This window comes from Paenibacillus polymyxa (assembly GCF_001719045.1).
GTDB lineage: Bacteria > Bacillota > Bacilli > Paenibacillales > Paenibacillaceae > Paenibacillus > Paenibacillus polymyxa_B.
Map to the genome: position 1 here is coordinate 5341530 of NZ_CP015423.1, position 19343 is coordinate 5360872.

A 19343-nucleotide genomic window follows, 5' to 3' on the forward strand; every position below is an offset into this window, starting at 1 on the left:
TCAACAGCAAGCTTTTGCCGAGCCACAAGTAAGCTTTAACTATCTCGGACAGCTGGATCAGGACTTGCCAAACAGCGGTATGCGTAGGTCTCCTTACTCAATTGGATCGGTCGTTAGTGACCGGACGAAGATGAAATATGCGCTCGATGTGAGCGGGATCGTAACGAACGGCATCCTGGAACTGGACATTCGGTATAACGGCAAAGCCTTCCGTAAGGACACCGTCCACATGCTAGCCAATCTGCTGAAATCCAATCTGCTTGAAATGATCGAGCATTGTGTCACACGGGAGCGGACCGAATTGACTCCAAGTGATGTGCTGTTTAAAGGTCTGACAATGGAGCAATTAGATACGATTAAGGAGCAGACCAAGACGGTTGGGGAATTGGAAAATGTGTACCCGTTGACCCCTATGCAAAAGGGGATGCTGTTCCATAGTTTGATGAATGCAGAAACAGGCGTGTATTTTGAGCAGGCAACCTTTGATCTAGAGGGCCACTTTGAACCATCCCTATTCGAGGAAAGTTTGAAGCTGCTGGTTAGCCGGCATGCTATATTACGGACGAATTTCTACAGCGGCTGGTATGGTCAACCGTTGCAGATTGTCTATCGTCATAAAAATCCGAGCTTCCGTTATGAGGATGTCAGAGGGCGCGAACACGCTGTAGCTGAATTTGTGGCCCAGGATAAAGCTCGAGGCTTTGATCTAAGCAAGGATGCGCTCATGCGCGTAGCCGTCTTCCGCACGGGTGATCGCTCCTACCGTTTTGTATGGAGCTTCCATCATATTGTGATGGACGGCTGGTGCCTGTCCCTGATGACGGACGAAGTGTTTGGGGCATATGTTTCCTTGCTGGAGCACAAACAGCCAGAGCTCGCACCTGTCAAGCCCTATAGTGATTATATCGAATGGCTGGAACAACAGGATGCGCAGGAAGCAACCCGTTATTGGAGTGACTATTTGGCAGGTTTTGAGCAGCAAACCTTGTTGCCTGGTGAGAACGCACAAGCTTCTGTCGTCGCACGGGATGAAGAATCAGACGGAAGTGGTGAAAGTTCAAATGCCGGCTATGTTTCGGAAAAGCTGCCCTTTAGGTTGGGTAAAGAACGGACTGCGGCATTAAACCAAATGGCCAAGCAACAACATGTCACGATTAACACACTGCTGCAAAGTGTGTGGGGTGTTATTTTACAGCAATACAATAATAATCAGGATGTTGTGTTTGGTGGTGTGGTATCCGGTCGTCCGGCAGACCTTCCAGGCGTGGAGAACATGATCGGATTGTTTATCAATACCATACCGGTGCGGATTCAAAGTGAATGGAATGCTACATTTGCTGAAGTATTGCAGCGCACCCAGGAACAGGCTTTGGCCTCCAGTGTCTATGATACGTTCCCGCTATACGATATCCAGGCACTGACTGAACAAAAACAAGACCTAGTTCATCACATAATGGTCTTTGAAAACTACCCGATCGGGCAGCAGATGAAGCAGATGGGCGGTTCTGACGTGACAAGGTCACAGACGGACTTCTCGATTGCCAATGTGGCACTTGCCGAGCAAACCAACTACGATTTTAACCTGATTGTCGTGCCTGACGAGGATATCTCTATCCTGCTTGAATACAATGCGCTCGTGTATAGCCGGTCTGCCATGGAGCGTATCCAGGGCCATATCGACCATGTCATCGGACAAATTGTGGACAATCCGCATATCCGAGTGAATGAGTTGGAATTGGTGACACCGCAAGAACAGGCACAGCTCGTTCAGGTCTGGGGGAATACGGCGGCAGCCTATCCGCAGGATCAAACGCTAAGTGCACTGTTCGAGCAGCAGGCAGCGAAAACACCGGATCAGGTGGCAGTGTTGTGCGGATCGGAATCGTTGACCTACGCGGAGTTGAATGAGCGCGCGAACCGTTTAGCTCGGACGCTGCGTGCGGAAGGTGTTGAACCGGATCAGCCCGTGGGCATTTTGGTTCAGCGTTCGCTGGACATGATCGTAGGCATTTATGCGATCCTCAAAGCAGGCGGAGCTTATGTACCCATCGATCCAGAATATCCGGCGGATCGCATCCGCTTTATGCTGGAGGACTCGGGCGCGAAGCTGGTACTGACGCAGTCGCATCTGGCAGAGCAAGCCTCACTGAGTTTCAACGGCCAGGTGCTGGTGTTGGATCGCGAGGACCTCTACCACGAAAACGGTTCGAATCTGGAGCCACTGGCTGGCCCGCATCATGTAGCCTATGTCATCTACACCTCCGGCTCCACCGGGAAACCGAAGGGCGTGATGGTGGAGCACCATTCCGTGCTGAACCGGATTTTGTGGATGCATGATCGATACGGCTTGAGTGCGGAAGATACCATTCTGCAAAAGACCGCCTTCACGTTTGACGTATCGGTGTGGGAGCTGTTCTGGTGGTCGCTGGTCGGCTCGAAGGTGAGCTTGTTGCCCTTGGGCGGGGAAAAGAACCCGGAAGACATCGTCGATACGATTGCCCGCGATGGCGTGAGTACAATGCACTTTGTACCTGCGATGCTGCATGCGTTCCTAGAATATGTGGAGCAGCAGCCACAGGAAGTGATGCAAGCGAAGCTGGGCACGCTGCGCCACGTATTTGCCAGCGGCGAAGCGTTGCCGCCACAACATGTGGCCCGGTTCCAGCGGCTCGTGTCGAACCTGGTCGGAGCGAAACTGATCAACCTGTATGGACCAACCGAAGCGACGGTGGACGTATCGTACTTCGATTGCGAGCCTAATGAAACCTATTCAGTCATTCCAATCGGAAAACCGATCCAAAATATTCGTCTGTACATCGTGAAGGAAGGTACGGAGCAATTGCAGCCGATCGGGGTTGCAGGAGAACTGTGCATCGGCGGTGTCGGGGTAGCCCGCGGCTATCTGAATCGTCCAGAGCTGACGGCCGAGAAATTTGTGAAAGACCCGTTTGCCGAAGACGAAGCCGGCTATGAACGGATGTACCGCACAGGCGATTTGGCGAGATGGATGCCGGACGGCAACATTGAATATCTGGGCCGGATCGACCATCAGGTGAAAATCCGGGGGTACCGGATTGAGCTGGGCGAGGTCGAATCGCAGCTGCTCCAAATGGAATCGGTACGAGAAGCTGTGGTCACGGCGCGTGCGGATGAAACGGGACAAAAACAAATGGTGGCGTACTATGTCGCCGGGCAAGAAATGGGTGCCAGCGAGCTGAGAAGTGAGCTGGGCCAGGAGCTACCAAGCTACATGGTGCCGTCGTACTTTGTACAGCTGGAGCAGATGCCGCTGAGTCCAAATGGCAAAATTGACCGCAAAGCCCTGCCAGCACCGGAAGGCAGCCTGCAAAGCGGAACGGATTATGCAGAGCCTCGTACCGCGCAAGAACGGGCTCTGGTAGCGGTCTGGCAGTCGGTACTGGGACTGCAGACTGTCGGTATTTCGGACAATTTCTTCGATCTGGGTGGCGATTCCATCAAGGCAATCCAAATCGCATCCCGTGCGTTCCAGGTCGGTTATAAGCTGGACATGAAGGATTTGTTCCAGTATCCAACGGTGGAAGCACTGGCACCGCATATGTATGAGGTCAGTCGTATGGCAGATCAAGGAGAAGTAAGCGGGAAAACCGCTTTGCTTCCGATCCAGCATTGGTTCTTTGCGCAGGAGCGCGAGCGTCCGCAGCACTTTAATCAGGCGGTCATGCTCTATCGTGCCAAGGGCTTTGATGAAACGGCGGTTTGCCGGACCATGGATCACATCGTGAAGCATCATGATGCGCTTCGTACGGTTTTCCGTCAGGCTTCATCTGGTTACGAGGCTTGGACACGCGGTGTAGATGAAGGCGCATTGTATACGCTGGAAACCGCAGACTACCGTGAACAAGCATCCTATGCGGAAGCGCTGGAAGCGAAGGCAAATGAAATTCAAAGCAGCATCCACCTGTCCGAAGGGCCTCTGGTCAAGCTGGGATTGTTCCGCACAGCCGAGGGCGATCATTTGCTCATAGCCATTCACCATTTGGTGGTGGACGGGGTATCGTGGCGAATTCTGTTTGAAGATTTCTCGACAGGTTACGAGCAGGCGATCAAGGGCGAGCCTGTACGATTGCCCTATAAAACGGATTCCTTCCAAACATGGGCACGGGAGTTGTCGTCTTATGCCAATCGTCCAGAGGCTGCATCGGATGAAGCCTACTGGCAGCAGCTGGAACAGGCCAAAGCGAAAGCGGCACCGCTGCCTAAGGATTTCGCCTACGAGGGTTCCTTGAATGCAGACAGCGAAGTGTTGACGGTGGAGTGGACCGAGGCTGAAACGGAGCAACTGCTAAAGCAGGCCCATCGCGCTTATAACACCGAGGTCAATGATTTGCTATTGACCGCGTTAGGATTGGCGATGCACAACTGGACAGGCGCCGGACAGGTGCTGGTGAATCTGGAGGGACATGGCCGGGAAGCAATCCTGCCAGAGGTGGATATTACACGTACAGTAGGCTGGTTTACGAGCTTGTATCCGGTGCTGCTGGAAATGGGCAAGGGAATGACACTGGCACAGCACATCAAAGAAACGAAGGAAGGTCTGCGCCGGATTCCGCATAAAGGGCTGACGTATGGAACTTGGCGCTACTTGTCCCCTGCGTCCCATCCGATTGCAGCAGAACCGGAAATCAGCTTTAACTACTTGGGACAGGTCGATCAGGATGTGCAAAACAGTGGAATCACATGGTCATCCTATAGCGCAGGGGAGACAGAGGATGCCCATTCACCGCTGCAATATGCGCTGGATTTGAATGCAATGATCTCGGAAGGCACGCTGCGCTTGATGATCGCTTACAGCCGTAAGCAGTATCGCCAAGAAACGCTGGAACGTGTGGCAGGACTGCTGCAATCCGCTTTGCAAGAGGTGATTGCGCATTGTGTCGCTCAGGAACAGCCAGAGCTGACGCCGAGTGATGTGTCCTTCAAAGGTCTGACGACTGGAGAACTGGAACAAATCGCGGAACAGGCGGCACATATAGGTGAGCTGGAAAATGTATACGCGCTGACGCCGATGCAAAAGGGCATGCTCTTTTACAATCTGATGGACTCGCAATCAGGAGCTTACTTTGAACAGGCCTCCTTTGATCTGCAAGGACATTTTAATATCGCTGCATTTGCGGCAAGTTTGGATGTATTGGTGCAGCGGCATACGGTACTGCGCACGAACTTCTACAGTGGCTGGAAAGATGAACCGCTGCAGGTCGTGTACCGGAATAAGCGCAGCGAACTGTATGTAGAGGATTTGCGGGATATGGAGCAAGAGCGGCAAAACGAGTACATCCTCGAATATACGTGTAAAGACAAGCAAAGAGGCTTTGATCTGGCGCAAGATGCTTTGATGCGTGTGGCTGTTTTGCGCACAGGTGAGGATGCGTACCGTTTTGTATGGAGTTTCCATCATATCGTGATGGACGGCTGGTGCTTGTCGCTGGTGACAGGCGAAGTGTTTGCGAGTTATTTTGCGATACTGGCTCATAAGCAGCCTGAACTGGCCCCTGTAACGCCGTACAGTCAATATATCGAATGGCTGGAACAGCAGGATCGTCAGGCCGCATCAGGTTACTGGAGCAAGGTTCTGGAAGGATATGAGGAACAGTCCCGCCTGCCACAGGCTAAAATTCAGGGCAAAACGGAATATCAGGCGGAGCGTCTGGATTTTGACTTGGGCGCGGATCTAACGGCTGGCATTCAGCGCGTAGCCAAGCGTTATCAGGTAACGATCAATACGTTGATGCAGACCGTTTGGGGCCTGTTGCTGCAAAAATATAATGGCACAGATGATGTGGTGTTTGGCAGCGTGGTATCTGGACGTCCGGCAGACATTCCGAATGTGGAGCACATCATTGGTCTGTTTATCAATACCATTCCTGTACGCATCCGCAGTCAAGTGGACAGCTTATTCTCAGACGTGATGAAGCAAACCCAAGAGCAATCGATTGCTTCCCATGCCTATGATACGTACCCGTTGTATGAAATTCAGGGGTTGTCGGAGCTTAAGCAGGATTTGATCAATCATATTCTTATTTTTGAGAACTATCCGGTAGAGGAACAATTGGAGCAATTAGGCAACGGGGATGAGTCCAGCTTCAGCATCACCGGAGCCGAGTCTGTCGAGCAGACCAACTATGACTTTAACCTGGTGGTACTGCCAGGGAACACCATTCACATGAGCTTTGGGTATAATGCCTTGGCCTTTGAACGGGAAAGTGTAGAGCAAATTCGAGGTCATCTGGTACAGCTGCTGGAACAGGTGACAGCGAAGCCGGACATTCGGGTGCATGAGCTGGATATGGTAACCACGCAGGAACGTGAGCAAATCGTTGAGGTTTGGGGCAATACAGCGGTAGCATATCCAAACGAGCAAACGATTCACGGCTTGTTCGAGGCGCAAACCGCGCAGACGCCGGAGCAGACAGCATTGTTCTTTGAAGGAGAAGCGCTGACCTATCGTGAACTGAATGCACGCGCCAATCGTTTGGCTCGTACCTTGCGTAGTCAAGGCGTGACGAAAGATCGTTTGGTGGGTCTGATGACCGAGCGTTCGGTGGACATGATCGTGGGCATCTTCGGGATTTTGAAGGCCGGGGGTGCATATGTCCCCATCGATCCGACCTATCCAGAGGAGCGTATCCGCTATATGCTGGACGACTCGGGTGCGAAGCTGCTGTTGACGCAAAGCCATCTGGTAGACAAAGCCGCTATCGACGGTCATGTGCTGGTGCTGGATGGGGAGCAAACGGTGTACCACGAGGATGGTTCCAATCTGGAGCCGTGGTCCGGTCCGAACGATCTAGCCTATGTGATTTATACGTCAGGGACCACGGGGCAGCCGAAGGGCGTGATGCTGGAGCATCACGGGCTGTGCAATCTGAAAACGTATTTTGATCAGACACTCAAGATCCGTACGTCGGATCATGCGTTGCTGTTCGCCAGCTATTCGTTCGATGCGGCTTGCTGGGAAATCTTCCAGGCACTGTTCTGTGGAGCCACACTGTATGTACCAACGTCAGAGACGATTTTGAACTACGAGCGGTTTGAGCAATATATGGCGAATCACCAAATCACGGTAGCAGCTTTGCCGCCGACCTATGCGGTCTATCTGGAGCCAGAACGGATGCCAAACCTGCGTATTTTGTTTACGGCGGGTTCAGCATCTTCAACAGAATTGGTGTACAAGTGGAAGGATCAGGTGGCGTACTACAACGGCTACGGTCCAACTGAAAACTCAGTGGCGACATCCATCTGGCCCGTATCCGAGGATGAGAGAGCCGGACAACTGATTTCCATCGGACGTCCTGTGCCGAATCATCGGGTATACATGCTGGATGTGCATGGACATTTGGCTCCGGTAGGCGTCGCGGGTGAGCTGTGCGTGTCCGGTCCGGGTCTGGCTCGGGGTTATCTAGATCGTCCAGAGCTGACGGCTGAGAAATTTGTATCGAACCCGTTTGCGGCTGGGGAAGCCGGCTATGAACGAATGTACCGTACGGGTGACTTGGCGAGATGGATGCCAGACGGCAACATCGAATATTTGGGCCGGATCGACCATCAGGTGAAAATCCGGGGCTACCGGATCGAGTTGGGCGAGGTCGAGGCACAAATTTTGAAAGTGGAAGACGTGCAAGAGGTCATCGTACTGGCACAAGCGGACGAGCAGGGACAAAACCAACTGGTGGCGTACTATGTTGCTGAAAGAGACGTAAGCGCTGGTGAGCTACGCAGTTTACTGGGCGAGGAGCTACCAAACTACATGGTGCCTTCGTATTTCATCCAGCTGGAGCAGATGCCACTGACACCGAACGGTAAAATCGACCGCAAGGCCCTGCCGGCACCAGAAGGCAGCCTGCAAAGCGGAGCGGATTATGTAGAGCCGCGCACAGCGCTGGAGCAGACGTTAGTGTCCATTTGGCAGGCTGTACTAGGAACGAAGAGAGTCGGGATTTTGGATAATTTCTTTGATCTGGGCGGCGATTCGATCAAAGCGATCCAGGTATCCTCCCGTTTGCTGCAAGCGGGCTACAAGCTGGACATGAAGGATTTGTTCCAATATCCTTCCATCTCGCTGCTGAGCGGTCATGTTCACAAGGTCAGCCGCACAGCCGATCAGCGGGTGGTTTCGGGGGCAGTTAGATTGACCCCGATTCAGCAATGGTTCTTTGGACAATCCTCAGCAGAGCCACATTATTTCAACCAGTCGGTGATGCTGTATAGGGCGCAAGGCTTCGATGAAGCCGCATTGCATCAAACGGTGGCCAAGGTAACGGAGCATCATGATGCGCTACGTATGATCTTCCGTCAGACCGAACAGGGCTATGAAGCATGGAATCGCGGTCTGAACGAAGGCAAGCTGTATCGTCTGGACGTTGTTGATCTGACGGATGTGCAAAACATTACAGATGTTGCATCAGCCATTGAAATGAAAGCCAATGCCATCCAAAGTTCCATTCGTCTGGACGAAGGACCGCTGGTGAAGCTGGGACTTTTCCGCTGCATGGATGGGGATCATCTACTGATTGCGATTCACCATTTGGTCGTAGACGGGATTTCATGGCGGATTGTGTTTGAGGATTTTGCCACGGGATATGAGCAGGCCGTGCGGGGAGAAGCGATTCGCCTGCCTTATAAAACGGACGCTTTCTCTGCTTGGGCAGAGCGCTTATCACAATATGCGAATAGTCCGGCGATCGAAAATGAACGCGAATATTGGCAGCGTCTTGCCCAAATAGAAATTGCATCGTTGCCTAAGGATCAAGAAAGAGCGGAAGGGCAGCATTTTCTGATCAGAGACAGTGAGACTGTGTCTGTGGCTTGGAGCGAGCAGGAAACACGGATGTTGCTTCAAGAAGTACACCGTGCGTACCACACCGAGGTCAATGATCTGTTGTTAACCGCACTCGGCACAGCGGTATATAACTGGAGCGGTCAGGAGCGTGTGCTGGTCAATCTGGAGGGACATGGCCGGGAAGCCATTGTTCCAGATATCGACATCACCCGTACCGTGGGCTGGTTTACGAGTCAGTATCCGGTGCTGCTGGATGTGGACGGAAAGGCAGCAGTCGGGCAGCGAATCAAGCGGGTGAAGGAAGACCTGCGCCATGTGCCGCATAAGGGTATTGGCTACGGCATTTTAAAATATATGTCTCAGCATGATGCCCATCCTTCCTGGACCCTGCAGCCTGAAATTAGCTTTAACTATTTAGGACAATTTGATCAGGACTTGGAAAATGGGGATATCACGCTGTCTTCACATCCAGGTGGAGAGCCGATGAGTGACCATACCGTACTGGAGCATCCTTTGAATGTGAACGGAATGATTACAGCGGGCGCGCTGACACTGGACATTCGCTATGACAGTAAGGTATATCATCAGCAAAATGTAGAAAAATTTGCGCAGTTGCTGCAGGAAAGCCTGCAGGAAGTGATCGCTCATTGTGCCTCCAAAGAGCGGAGTGAGCTAACACCAAGTGATGTATTGTTCAAAGGCTTGACGCTTGGGCAGCTGGAACAATTGACAGAGCAAACAGCTTCTGTAGGCGAGCTGGAGAATGTATATGCTCTTTCGCCTATGCAGAAGGGGATGCTGTTCCATAATCTGATGGAGCCGGAGTCAGGCGCCTACTTCCAGCAAGCGTCGTTTGATCAAAAAGGCAGCTTTGATGTTGAAATTTTCCGCAAGAGTCTGGATGTACTGACACAGCGTCATGAAGCGCTGCGAACGAATTTCCATATGTTTGAGACAGGGCACAGTCAGGAGCCATTGCAGATCGTATTCCGTCACAAAGATAGCGACCTTTCCTTCCAGGATATACGGGAAATGCAGGAAGCGGAGCAACAGGCATATATCCAGGCGTTTAAGCAAGAGGACCAGGCTAGAGGCTTTAATCTTGGTACGGATGCACTCATGCGCGTACAGGTATTGCAAACCCATGAAGAAACGTATCATTTGGTATGGAGCTTCCATCACATAGTCATGGATGGCTGGTGCTTATCGCTCGTTACGGGTGAAGTGTTTGGTACGTACTTTGCGCTACTGGAGCAGAAGCAACCGGAGCTTGCAGCGATTACACCGTATGGCCAATATATCGAATGGCTAGAGCGTCAGGATGAACGTGCGGAAAAAGAGTACTGGAGCAGCTATTTGGCGGGCTTTGAACAGCAGACGTTGTTACCTGGATCGGATACTTTATCGAAAAACCAAGCGACTAATACGGATACGGTATCCACTACAGCACGTGAAACCAGCGAGTATGTTTCTGAAAAAATAACGGTAGATCTGGACCCAGCGTGGAGCGAAGCCATACACCGGATCGCGAAGCAGCAACAGGTCACGATTAATACGCTGATGCAGAGCGTGTGGGGCCTTATTTTGCAGAAATATAACAACAACGAGGATGTTATTTTCGGTAGTGTCGTATCTGGACGTCCGACGGATATTGCTGGCGTAGAGCATATGATTGGTTTGTTCATTAATACGATCCCGGTGCGGATTCAAAGTGAACGGAATGCCACTTTTGTGGAAGTGATGCGGAAAACGCAGGAACAGGCACTGGCCTCGGGAGCCTATGACAGCTTCCCGCTGTATGAAATTCAGGCATTGACCGAGCAGAAACAGAACTTGATTAACCACATTATGGTATTTGAGAATTATCCGGTAGAGGAGCAAGTTGAGCAGCTTAGTGAAGTTCGTCCGTCCGCTTTTGAAATTACGAATGTAGAGGTTGTCGAGCAAACGAATTATGATCTGGACTTGATTGTGATGCCAGACGAAACCTTCCGCATCATGTTCAGATATAACGCCAATGTATACGATCGGACCACGATAGAGCGTATGCAGGGACATGTACTGCATGTTATCGAGCAAATTATCGACAATCCACATATCTGTGTGAATGAGCTGGAATTGGTGACACCAGAAGAACAGACACAAATCGTTCAGGTCTGGGGGGATACGGCGGCAGCCTATCCGCAGGATCAGACGTTAAGTGCATTGTTTGAGCAGCAGGCCGCGAATACACCGGATCAGGTGGCAATGTTGTGCGGAGCGGAATCGTTGACCTACGCGGAGTTGAATGAGCGCGCGAACCGTTTGGCTCGGACGCTGCGTGCGGAAGGTGTTCAGCCGGATCAGCCTGTAGGCATTCTGGTCCAACGCTCGCTGGACATGATCGTAGGCATTTATGCGATCCTCAAAGCAGGCGGAGCCTACGTGCCCATTGATCCGGAATATCCGGCGGACCGTATCCGCTTTATGCTGGAGGACTCGGAAGCGAAGCTGGTGCTGACGCAGTCGCATCTGGCCGAGCAAGCGTCATTGAGTTTCGACGGCCAGGTGTTGGTGCTGGATCGTCATGAGCAGGATGGACAAGGCATTTACCACGAAGATGGCTCGAATTTGGAGCCACTGGCTGGACCACACCATGTAGCCTATGTCATCTATACCTCTGGCTCCACGGGGAAACCGAAGGGCGTGATGGTGGAGCACCATTCCGTGCTGAACCGGATTTTGTGGATGCATGATCGATACGGCTTGAGTGCGGAAGATACGATCCTGCAAAAGACCGCCTTCACCTTCGACGTGTCAGTGTGGGAGCTGTTCTGGTGGTCGCTGGTCGGCTCGAAGGTGAGCCTGCTGTCGGTTGGCGGGGAAAAGAACCCGGAAGACATCGTCGACACGATTGCCCGCGATGGCGTGAGCACGATGCACTTTGTACCCGCCATGCTGCATGCGTTCCTGGAGTACGTGGAGCAGCAGCCACGGGAAGTGATGCAAACGAAGCTGGCAACGTTGCGACATGTGTTTGCCAGTGGTGAAGCATTGCCGCCACAGCATGTGGCCCGGTTCCAACGGCTTGTGTCGAGCCTGGCCGGAGCGAAGCTGGTCAATCTCTACGGCCCGACCGAAGCGACGGTGGACGTATCGTACTTCGATTGCGAGCTTAATGAAACCTATTCGGTTATTCCGATCGGGAAACCGATTCAGAATATTCGTCTGTACATCGTGAAGGAAGGCACGGAGCAATTGCAGCCGATTGGGGTTGCAGGGGAACTGTGCATCGGTGGTGTCGGCGTAGCCCGCGGCTATCTGAACCGTCCGGAGCTAACGGCCGAGAAATTTGTGAAAGACCCGTTTGCTGGCGGGGAAGCCGGCTATGAACGGATGTATCGCACAGGCGATTTGGCGAGGTGGATGCCGGACGGGAACATTGAATATCTGGGCCGGATCGACCATCAGGTGAAAATCCGGGGGTACCGGATTGAGCTGGGCGAGGTCGAATCGCAGCTGCTCCAAGTGGAGTCGGTACGGGAAGCCGTGGTGCTGGCGCGTGCGGATGAAACGGGACAAAAACAAATGGTGGCCTACTATGTCGCCGGGCAAGAAATGGGTGCCAGTGAGCTGAGAAGTGAGCTGGGCCAAGAACTGCCAAGCTACATGGTGCCATCGTACTTTGTACAGCTGGAGCAGATGCCGCTGACACCGAACGGTAAAATCGACCGCAAAGCCCTGCCAGCACCGGAAGGCAGCCTGCAAACCGGAGCCGATTATGTCGCACCGCGGACGTGGGTGGAAGTGAAGCTGGCTCACATTTGGCAGGATGTGCTGGGTCTCACGCAGGTCGGCGTGAAGGAAAACTTCTTCGAGATTGGCGGACATTCGCTGCGGGCGACGACACTGGCCTCGAAGATTCACAAGGAGCTGAACAAGCCGCTTCCACTACGCAGTATTTTTGAAGCACCAACCATTGAACAACTGGCAGTCGTACTGGAACAGCTGGATCAAGTAACCTATGCGTCCATTCCGGTAACGGAAGAACGCAGCTTCTACCCGTTATCTTCGGCGCAAAAACGACTGTATGTACTGCATCAGTTTGATCCAAGTGATGTGAACTACAACATGCCGTCGGTGCTGCAAGTGAGCGGTCCGCTGGACGTAAAACGAGTAGAAGACGTGTTCCGTCAACTGATCGATCGCCATGCAACCTTGCGTACCCGCTTTGAGCTAGTGGACAATGAGCCGATGCAATGGGTTGAGGACACCGTGCCGTTCAAAGTGGAATATACGAAGGTACAGGCAGAAAGTGCAATTACGGATACAGATCAAGACACAGCTACAGATTTGGATACAGCTACGTACACGACGGTCAGCCAGGAAGCACAAGAACGGGTCCGACAGTTTGTCCGTCCGTTTGATCTGAAAGCTGCACCGCTGCTGCGGGTAGGCTTGGTGAACTTGGACATACAAGGAGCAGAGCAAGAACCACAGCATCTGCTGATGCTCGACATGCACCATATCGTTTCGGATGGTGTGTCGATGGAGGTACTGACCGATGAATTTGTCCGCTTGTATGGCGGTGAAAAGCTATTACCATTGCGTATTCAGTACAAAGACTATGCGGTATGGCAGCAAAGCGAAGCCCATCAGGAGTGGATGCAGCGTCAGGAAGCGTACTGGCTGGGTACCTTCCGGGGCGGCGTGCCTGTGCTGGATCTGGCAACCGACTTTGTCCGTCCGGCGGTACAGAGTACGGCAGGGGATACGATCGAATTCGGACTGGAGCGTGAAGTTAGCGAACGCCTGAAAGAACTGGCTTCGCAAACAGGTTCAACCTTGTATATGGTGCTGCTGGCGGCGTACACTACGCTCTTGCATAAATACACAGGTCAAGAAGATATCGTAGTGGGCACGCCGATTGCTGGAAGACCGCATGCGGAACTGGAGAGTCTGATAGGTGTCTTCATCAATACGCTGGCAATCCGCAATTATCCGTCTGGCGACCAATCGTTCCTGGATTATCTGCAAGAGGTGAAGGAGCATGCGCTCAGTGCTTATGAGCATCAGGACTATCCTTTTGAAGAGCTGGTTGAAAAGCTGAATTTGACGCGGGATACGAGCCGGAATGCGCTGTTTGACACGATGTTTGAGTTGAAAACATTGGAGCAGCAGGAGTTGCAGCTAGAAGGTCTGACCTTACATTCGTATCCGCTGGAAAATCATACGGCCAAATTTGATCTGAGCTTGGATGCAATAGAGCAGCCAGAAGGCATTCTGTGCCGTCTGGAATACAGCACGGCGCTATATAAGCCTGAGACGATTGCGCGATTGGCGCAGCATTTTACCGAACTCGTACGTGCAATTACACTGCATCCACAACAGCCACTGGCAGCTTTGGATATGGTACCTGCCGAGGAAAAAGCACAAATCATTCATGGATTTGGAGATGTGGGGGTATCGGATGTTGCTGCTGAAGCAGGAGCCTTATTCCATACCTTTGTGGAAGAACAGGCGCAGCTTGTACCGGATCATGTGGCGGTGGTGTACGAGGAGCAGCAGCTTACGTACCGGAAACTGAACGAGCGCGCGAACCAATTGGCGCGGAGATTGCGGAACGAAGGCGTTGGACGCGAGTCGATTGTTGGCATTTTGAGTGAACGCTCGGTGGATATGTTGATCGGCGTACTGGCGGTGTGGAAGGCCGGCGGTGCGTACGTGCCGCTGGATGCAGACTATCCGTCCGAACGTATTCGTTTCATGCTGGAGGACAGCGGTGCGACGGTGCTGCTGACGCAAATCGGCTTGCAGGAGCGCGCGCAGGTCTGGCTGGAGGAAAGCAATGCCTCATTGGAACAAGCAACTGGACTGTGCTTGAATACGATGCTGGCGCTGGACGATGAGTCGCTGTACATCGGAGACACCACCGATATCGAGCCGATTAACGAACCGCAGGATCTGGCGTATGTCATTTACACGTCCGGTACAACAGGACGTCCGAAAGGGGTCATGATTGAGCATCACAGCTTGGTGAATACGGCTGCGGCGTATCGTCGGGATTACCGTCTGAACGAGTTCCCGGTACGACTGCTGCAGCTGGCGAGCTTCTCCTTCGACGTCTTCGTCGGGGATATCGCAAGGACGCTCTATAACGGTGGCACGATGGTCATTTGTCCGAAAGATGACCGGATTGATTTTAGCCGTTTGTATGACTGGATTCGCGATTACCAGATTACCGTATTCGAATCGACTCCGGCCCTGATCGTACCGTTTATGCAGCATGTGCATGAACAGGGACTGGACATGAGCAGTCTGGAACTGCTGATCACCAGCTCGGATAGCTGCAGTGTGACGGATTACCGGGTGCTGCAAGAACGGTTTGGCGCAGATATCCGCATTATGAACAGTTACGGCGTCACGGAAGCGGCGATTGACTCCAGCTTCTATGACGAAGAGCTGTCGAAGCTGCCAAGCAGCGGCAATGTGCCGATTGGCCAGGCGTGGCTGAACGCACGCTTCTACATCGTGGACAGCCAGCTGAATCCGGTGCCGATCGGCGTACTGGGTGAGCTGTGCATTGGCGGAGCCGGGGTGGCACGAGGCTACCTGAACCGTGCAGACCTGACCGCCGAGAAATTCGTAGCGAATCCGTATATACCGGGTGAACGATTGTACCGCACAGGCGATTTGGCGCGGTGGATGCCAGATGGCAATGTGGACTTTATCGGCCGGATGGATGATCAGGTCAAAATCCGGGGCTTCCGGATTGAACTGGGCGAGGTGGAAGCACAGCTGCTGACCGTGGACGGCATTCAGAAAGCCATCGTCACCGCCTGGGAAAACGAAGACGGAGACAAGGATTTGTGTGCGTATGTCGTAGCCTCTGAAACGCTAAATTTGCCCGAGCTGCGCAACCTGCTGCAGCCCAAGTTGCCGGGTTATATGATCCCGACATATGTCGTACAACTGGATCATTTCCCGCTGACACCAAACGGGAAAATTGACCGCAAAGCGTTGCCTACGCCGGAAGCGCGCCTCGAAGGAGGCACAGCGTACGTGGCACCGCGGACACCGCTGGAAGAGCAGTTGGTACGTATTTGGCAAAGTGTTCTGAATCATCCGCAGATCGGTATTAAGGACCATTTCTTTGAAGTCGGAGGACATTCTCTGCGCGCGACAACACTGATGGCGAAAATCCATCAGGAGTTGAATTACAAGCTGGCGCTGCGAGATATTTTCCAATATCCGACGATTGAGCAACTGGTACAGGTGATGGGAGAAGATCAGACACAGCAAACGTATGTATCCATCCCTGTTGCGGAGGAACGTGCATATTATCCGGTTTCCTCGGCGCAAAAACGGATGTACGTGCTGAGTCACCTGGAAGGCGGAGAGGTTAGCTACAATATGCCAGGCGCTTTGATCATTGAAGGTTCCTTGGATAAAACGCGACTGGAGCAAGCCTTCCGTCAGCTGATTGCCCGTCATGAAGCCCTGCGAACTAGATTCGACATGGTGGATGGCGAGGTGATTCAACGGATTGAATCGGGCGTTGCATTCAATGTGGAGCATGTGCAGGCAAGCGAAGAAGAGACCCAGCAGTACGCACAGGACTTTGTACGTGCATTTGATCTCGCACAAGCACCGTTGCTGCGGGTTCAGTTGGTGGAAACCGGACCGGAGCGTCATGTCATGCTCTATGACATGCACCATATTATTTCGGATGGCGTGACTGAAGGAATTATCGTGCAGGAGTTCTCTCAATTGTATGAAGGCAAGGAACTGCCGCCTCTGCGCATCCAGTACAAGGACTATGCGGTTTGGCAGCATGCCGATATGCAAAGTGAACGTCTTCGTGAGCAGGAAAGCTACTGGCTGAACACGATGGCTGGTGACATTCCAGCACTGGATATGCCAACGGATTTTGCAAGACCAGCCGTACAGCGTCTGGAAGGAGCTCGATTGGAATTTGCGATCAGCTTGGAGGACAGCGAGCAGTTGAAACAGCTGGCCGCACAAACCGGCTCCACCTTGTACATGGTGTTGCTGGCAGCATATAGCACGCTCTTGCATAAATATTCGGGGCAGGAGGACATCATCGTCGGCACGCCGATTGCCGGAAGACCACATGCGGAACTGGAGGGCTTGGTAGGCGTATTCCTCAACACGCTGGCGATCCGCAATTATCCGGCTGGCGACAAAACGTTCCTGGATTACTTGCAAGAGGTCAAAGAGCATGCGCTCAGTGCTTATGAGCATCAGGAGTATCCTTTTGAAGAACTGGTTGAAAAGCTGAATTTAACGCGGGATACGAGCCGGAATGCGCTGTTTGACACGATGTTTGAGCTGAAAACATTTGAACAGCAGGAGTTCGAGCTGGAGGGTCTGACCTTTAAAACGTATCCGACGGACAATCACACGGCCAAATTTGATCTGACCTTGGATGCAGTGGAGCAGCCGGAAGGCATTCTGTGCAGTCTGGAATACAGCACGGCGCTGTACAAGCCTGAGACCATCGCGCGATTGGCACAGCATTTTACCGAACTCGTACGTGCAATTACCCTGCATCCACAGCAGCCACTGGCAGCTTTGGATATGGTGACCGTCGAGGAGAAGGCACAAATCATCTACGGTTTTGGAGATGTGGGAGTATCGGATGTTGCTGCTGTTGAAGCAGGAGCTTTGTTCCATACCTATGTGGAAGAACAGGCGCAGCTTATACCGGATCACGTGGCGGTGGTGTACGAAGAGCAGCAGCTTACGTACCGCACACTGAACGAGCGTGCGAACCAATTGGCCCGTAGACTGCGAAATGAAGGCATTGGACGCGAGTCGATGGTCGGCATTTTGAGTGAACGTTCGGTAGACATGCTGGTCGGCGTATTGGCGGTGTGGAAAGCTGGAGGCGCGTATGTGCCGCTGGATGCAGACTATCCGTCCGAACGCATTCGTTTCATGCTGGAGGATAGCGGTGCGACGGTACTGTTGACCCAAATCGGCTTACAGGAGCGTGCACAGGTATGGCTGGATGAAAGCAAAACTACATCCGAATCCGCAGCGGGTTTGCGTCTGCATACCGTACTGGCGTTGGACGATGAGTCGTTGTACACCGGGGATACCACAGACGTCAATCACATCAACGAACCGCAGGATCTAGCGTATGTGATCTACACCTCCGGTACAACGGGACGTCCGAAGGGCGTCATGATTGAGCATCGCAGTTTGGTGAATACGGCTGCGGCATACCGTCGGGATTACCGTCTGAACCAGTTCCCGGTACGGTTGTTGCAACTGGCGAGCTTCTCCTTCGACGTGTTCGTCGGGGATATCGCACGGGCGCTTTATAACGGCGGAACGATGGTTATCTGTCCGAAAGATGATCGCATTGATCCAAGCCGTCTATATGGCTGGATTCGCGACTATCAGATTACGGTGTTCGAATCGACCCCGGCCCTGATCGTGCCGTTTATGCAGCATGTGCATGAACAGGGGCTAGACATGAGCAGTCTGGAACTGCTGATCACCAGCTCGGATAGCTGCAGTGTGACGGATTATCGTTTGTTACAAGAACGGTTTGGCGCGGATATCCGCATTATGAACAGTTACGGCGTCACGGAAGCGGCGATTGACTCCAGCTTCTACGACGAAGAATTGTCGAAGCTGCCAAGCAGCGGCAATGTGCCGATTGGCCAGGCGTGGCTGAACGCCCGCTTCTACATTGTGGACAGCCAGTTGAATCCGGTGCCGATCGGCGTACTGGGCGAGCTGTGCATTGGCGGTGCCGGGGTAGCACGAGGCTACCTGAATCGTGCGGACCTGACCGCCGAGAAATTCGTGGCCAATCCGTTCGTGCCAGGTGAACGACTGTACCGCACAGGCGACTTGGCGCGGTGGATGCTGGATGGCAATGTGGACTTTATCGGCCGGATGGATTATCAAGTGAAAATCCGGGGCTACCGGATCGAGCTGGGCGAGATTGAAACGGCGATCCAGCGGGTGCCGGGCGTGCGTCAAGCGGTAGTCATCGACCGGACGGATGAGCGTGGACACAAGTATTTGTGCGGATACATCACGGGAGAAGCTGAGCTGCGGATCGAGGAGGTACAGGCCGAGCTGGAAGCAGGACTGCCAGCACATATGGTACCTGCACGCTTGATGCGTCTGGAGACCTTGCCACTGACCCACAATGGAAAAATCGACCGCAAGGCCTTGCCGGAACCGGAAGGAAGCATCCATACCGGTGCAGCCTATGTGGCACCGCGTACCACGGTGGAGCAAGTACTGGCTGCGGTATGGGCCGGAGTACTCGGCGTGGAAGCGGTAGGCACGCAGGATAACTTCTTCGAGCTGGGGGGCGATTCGATCAAGGCCTTGCAAGTATCCTCCCGATTGCTGCAAGCAGGTTATCGACTGGAGATGAAAGACCTGTTCAGTCATCCAACCGTGTCTGCCTTGGCACTGAAAGTCCAATCGGTGACCCGATTGGCGGATCAGAGCGAAGTGGTGGGCGCTGTGAAACTGACACCGGTGCAACAATGGT

The 19343-nt window shown here is 53.0% G+C and carries 1 protein-coding gene (only partly in view); it reads left to right on the top strand.

The whole window is internal to a non-ribosomal peptide synthase/polyketide synthase gene (locus AOU00_RS24095) on the top strand: the coding sequence, 42129 nt in all, runs 13679 nt past the left edge and 9107 nt past the right edge, and what appears here is coding positions 13680–33022 — codons 4560 (partial) to 11008 (partial); the first codon wholly inside the window starts at position 2. The start codon and the stop codon both lie outside this window.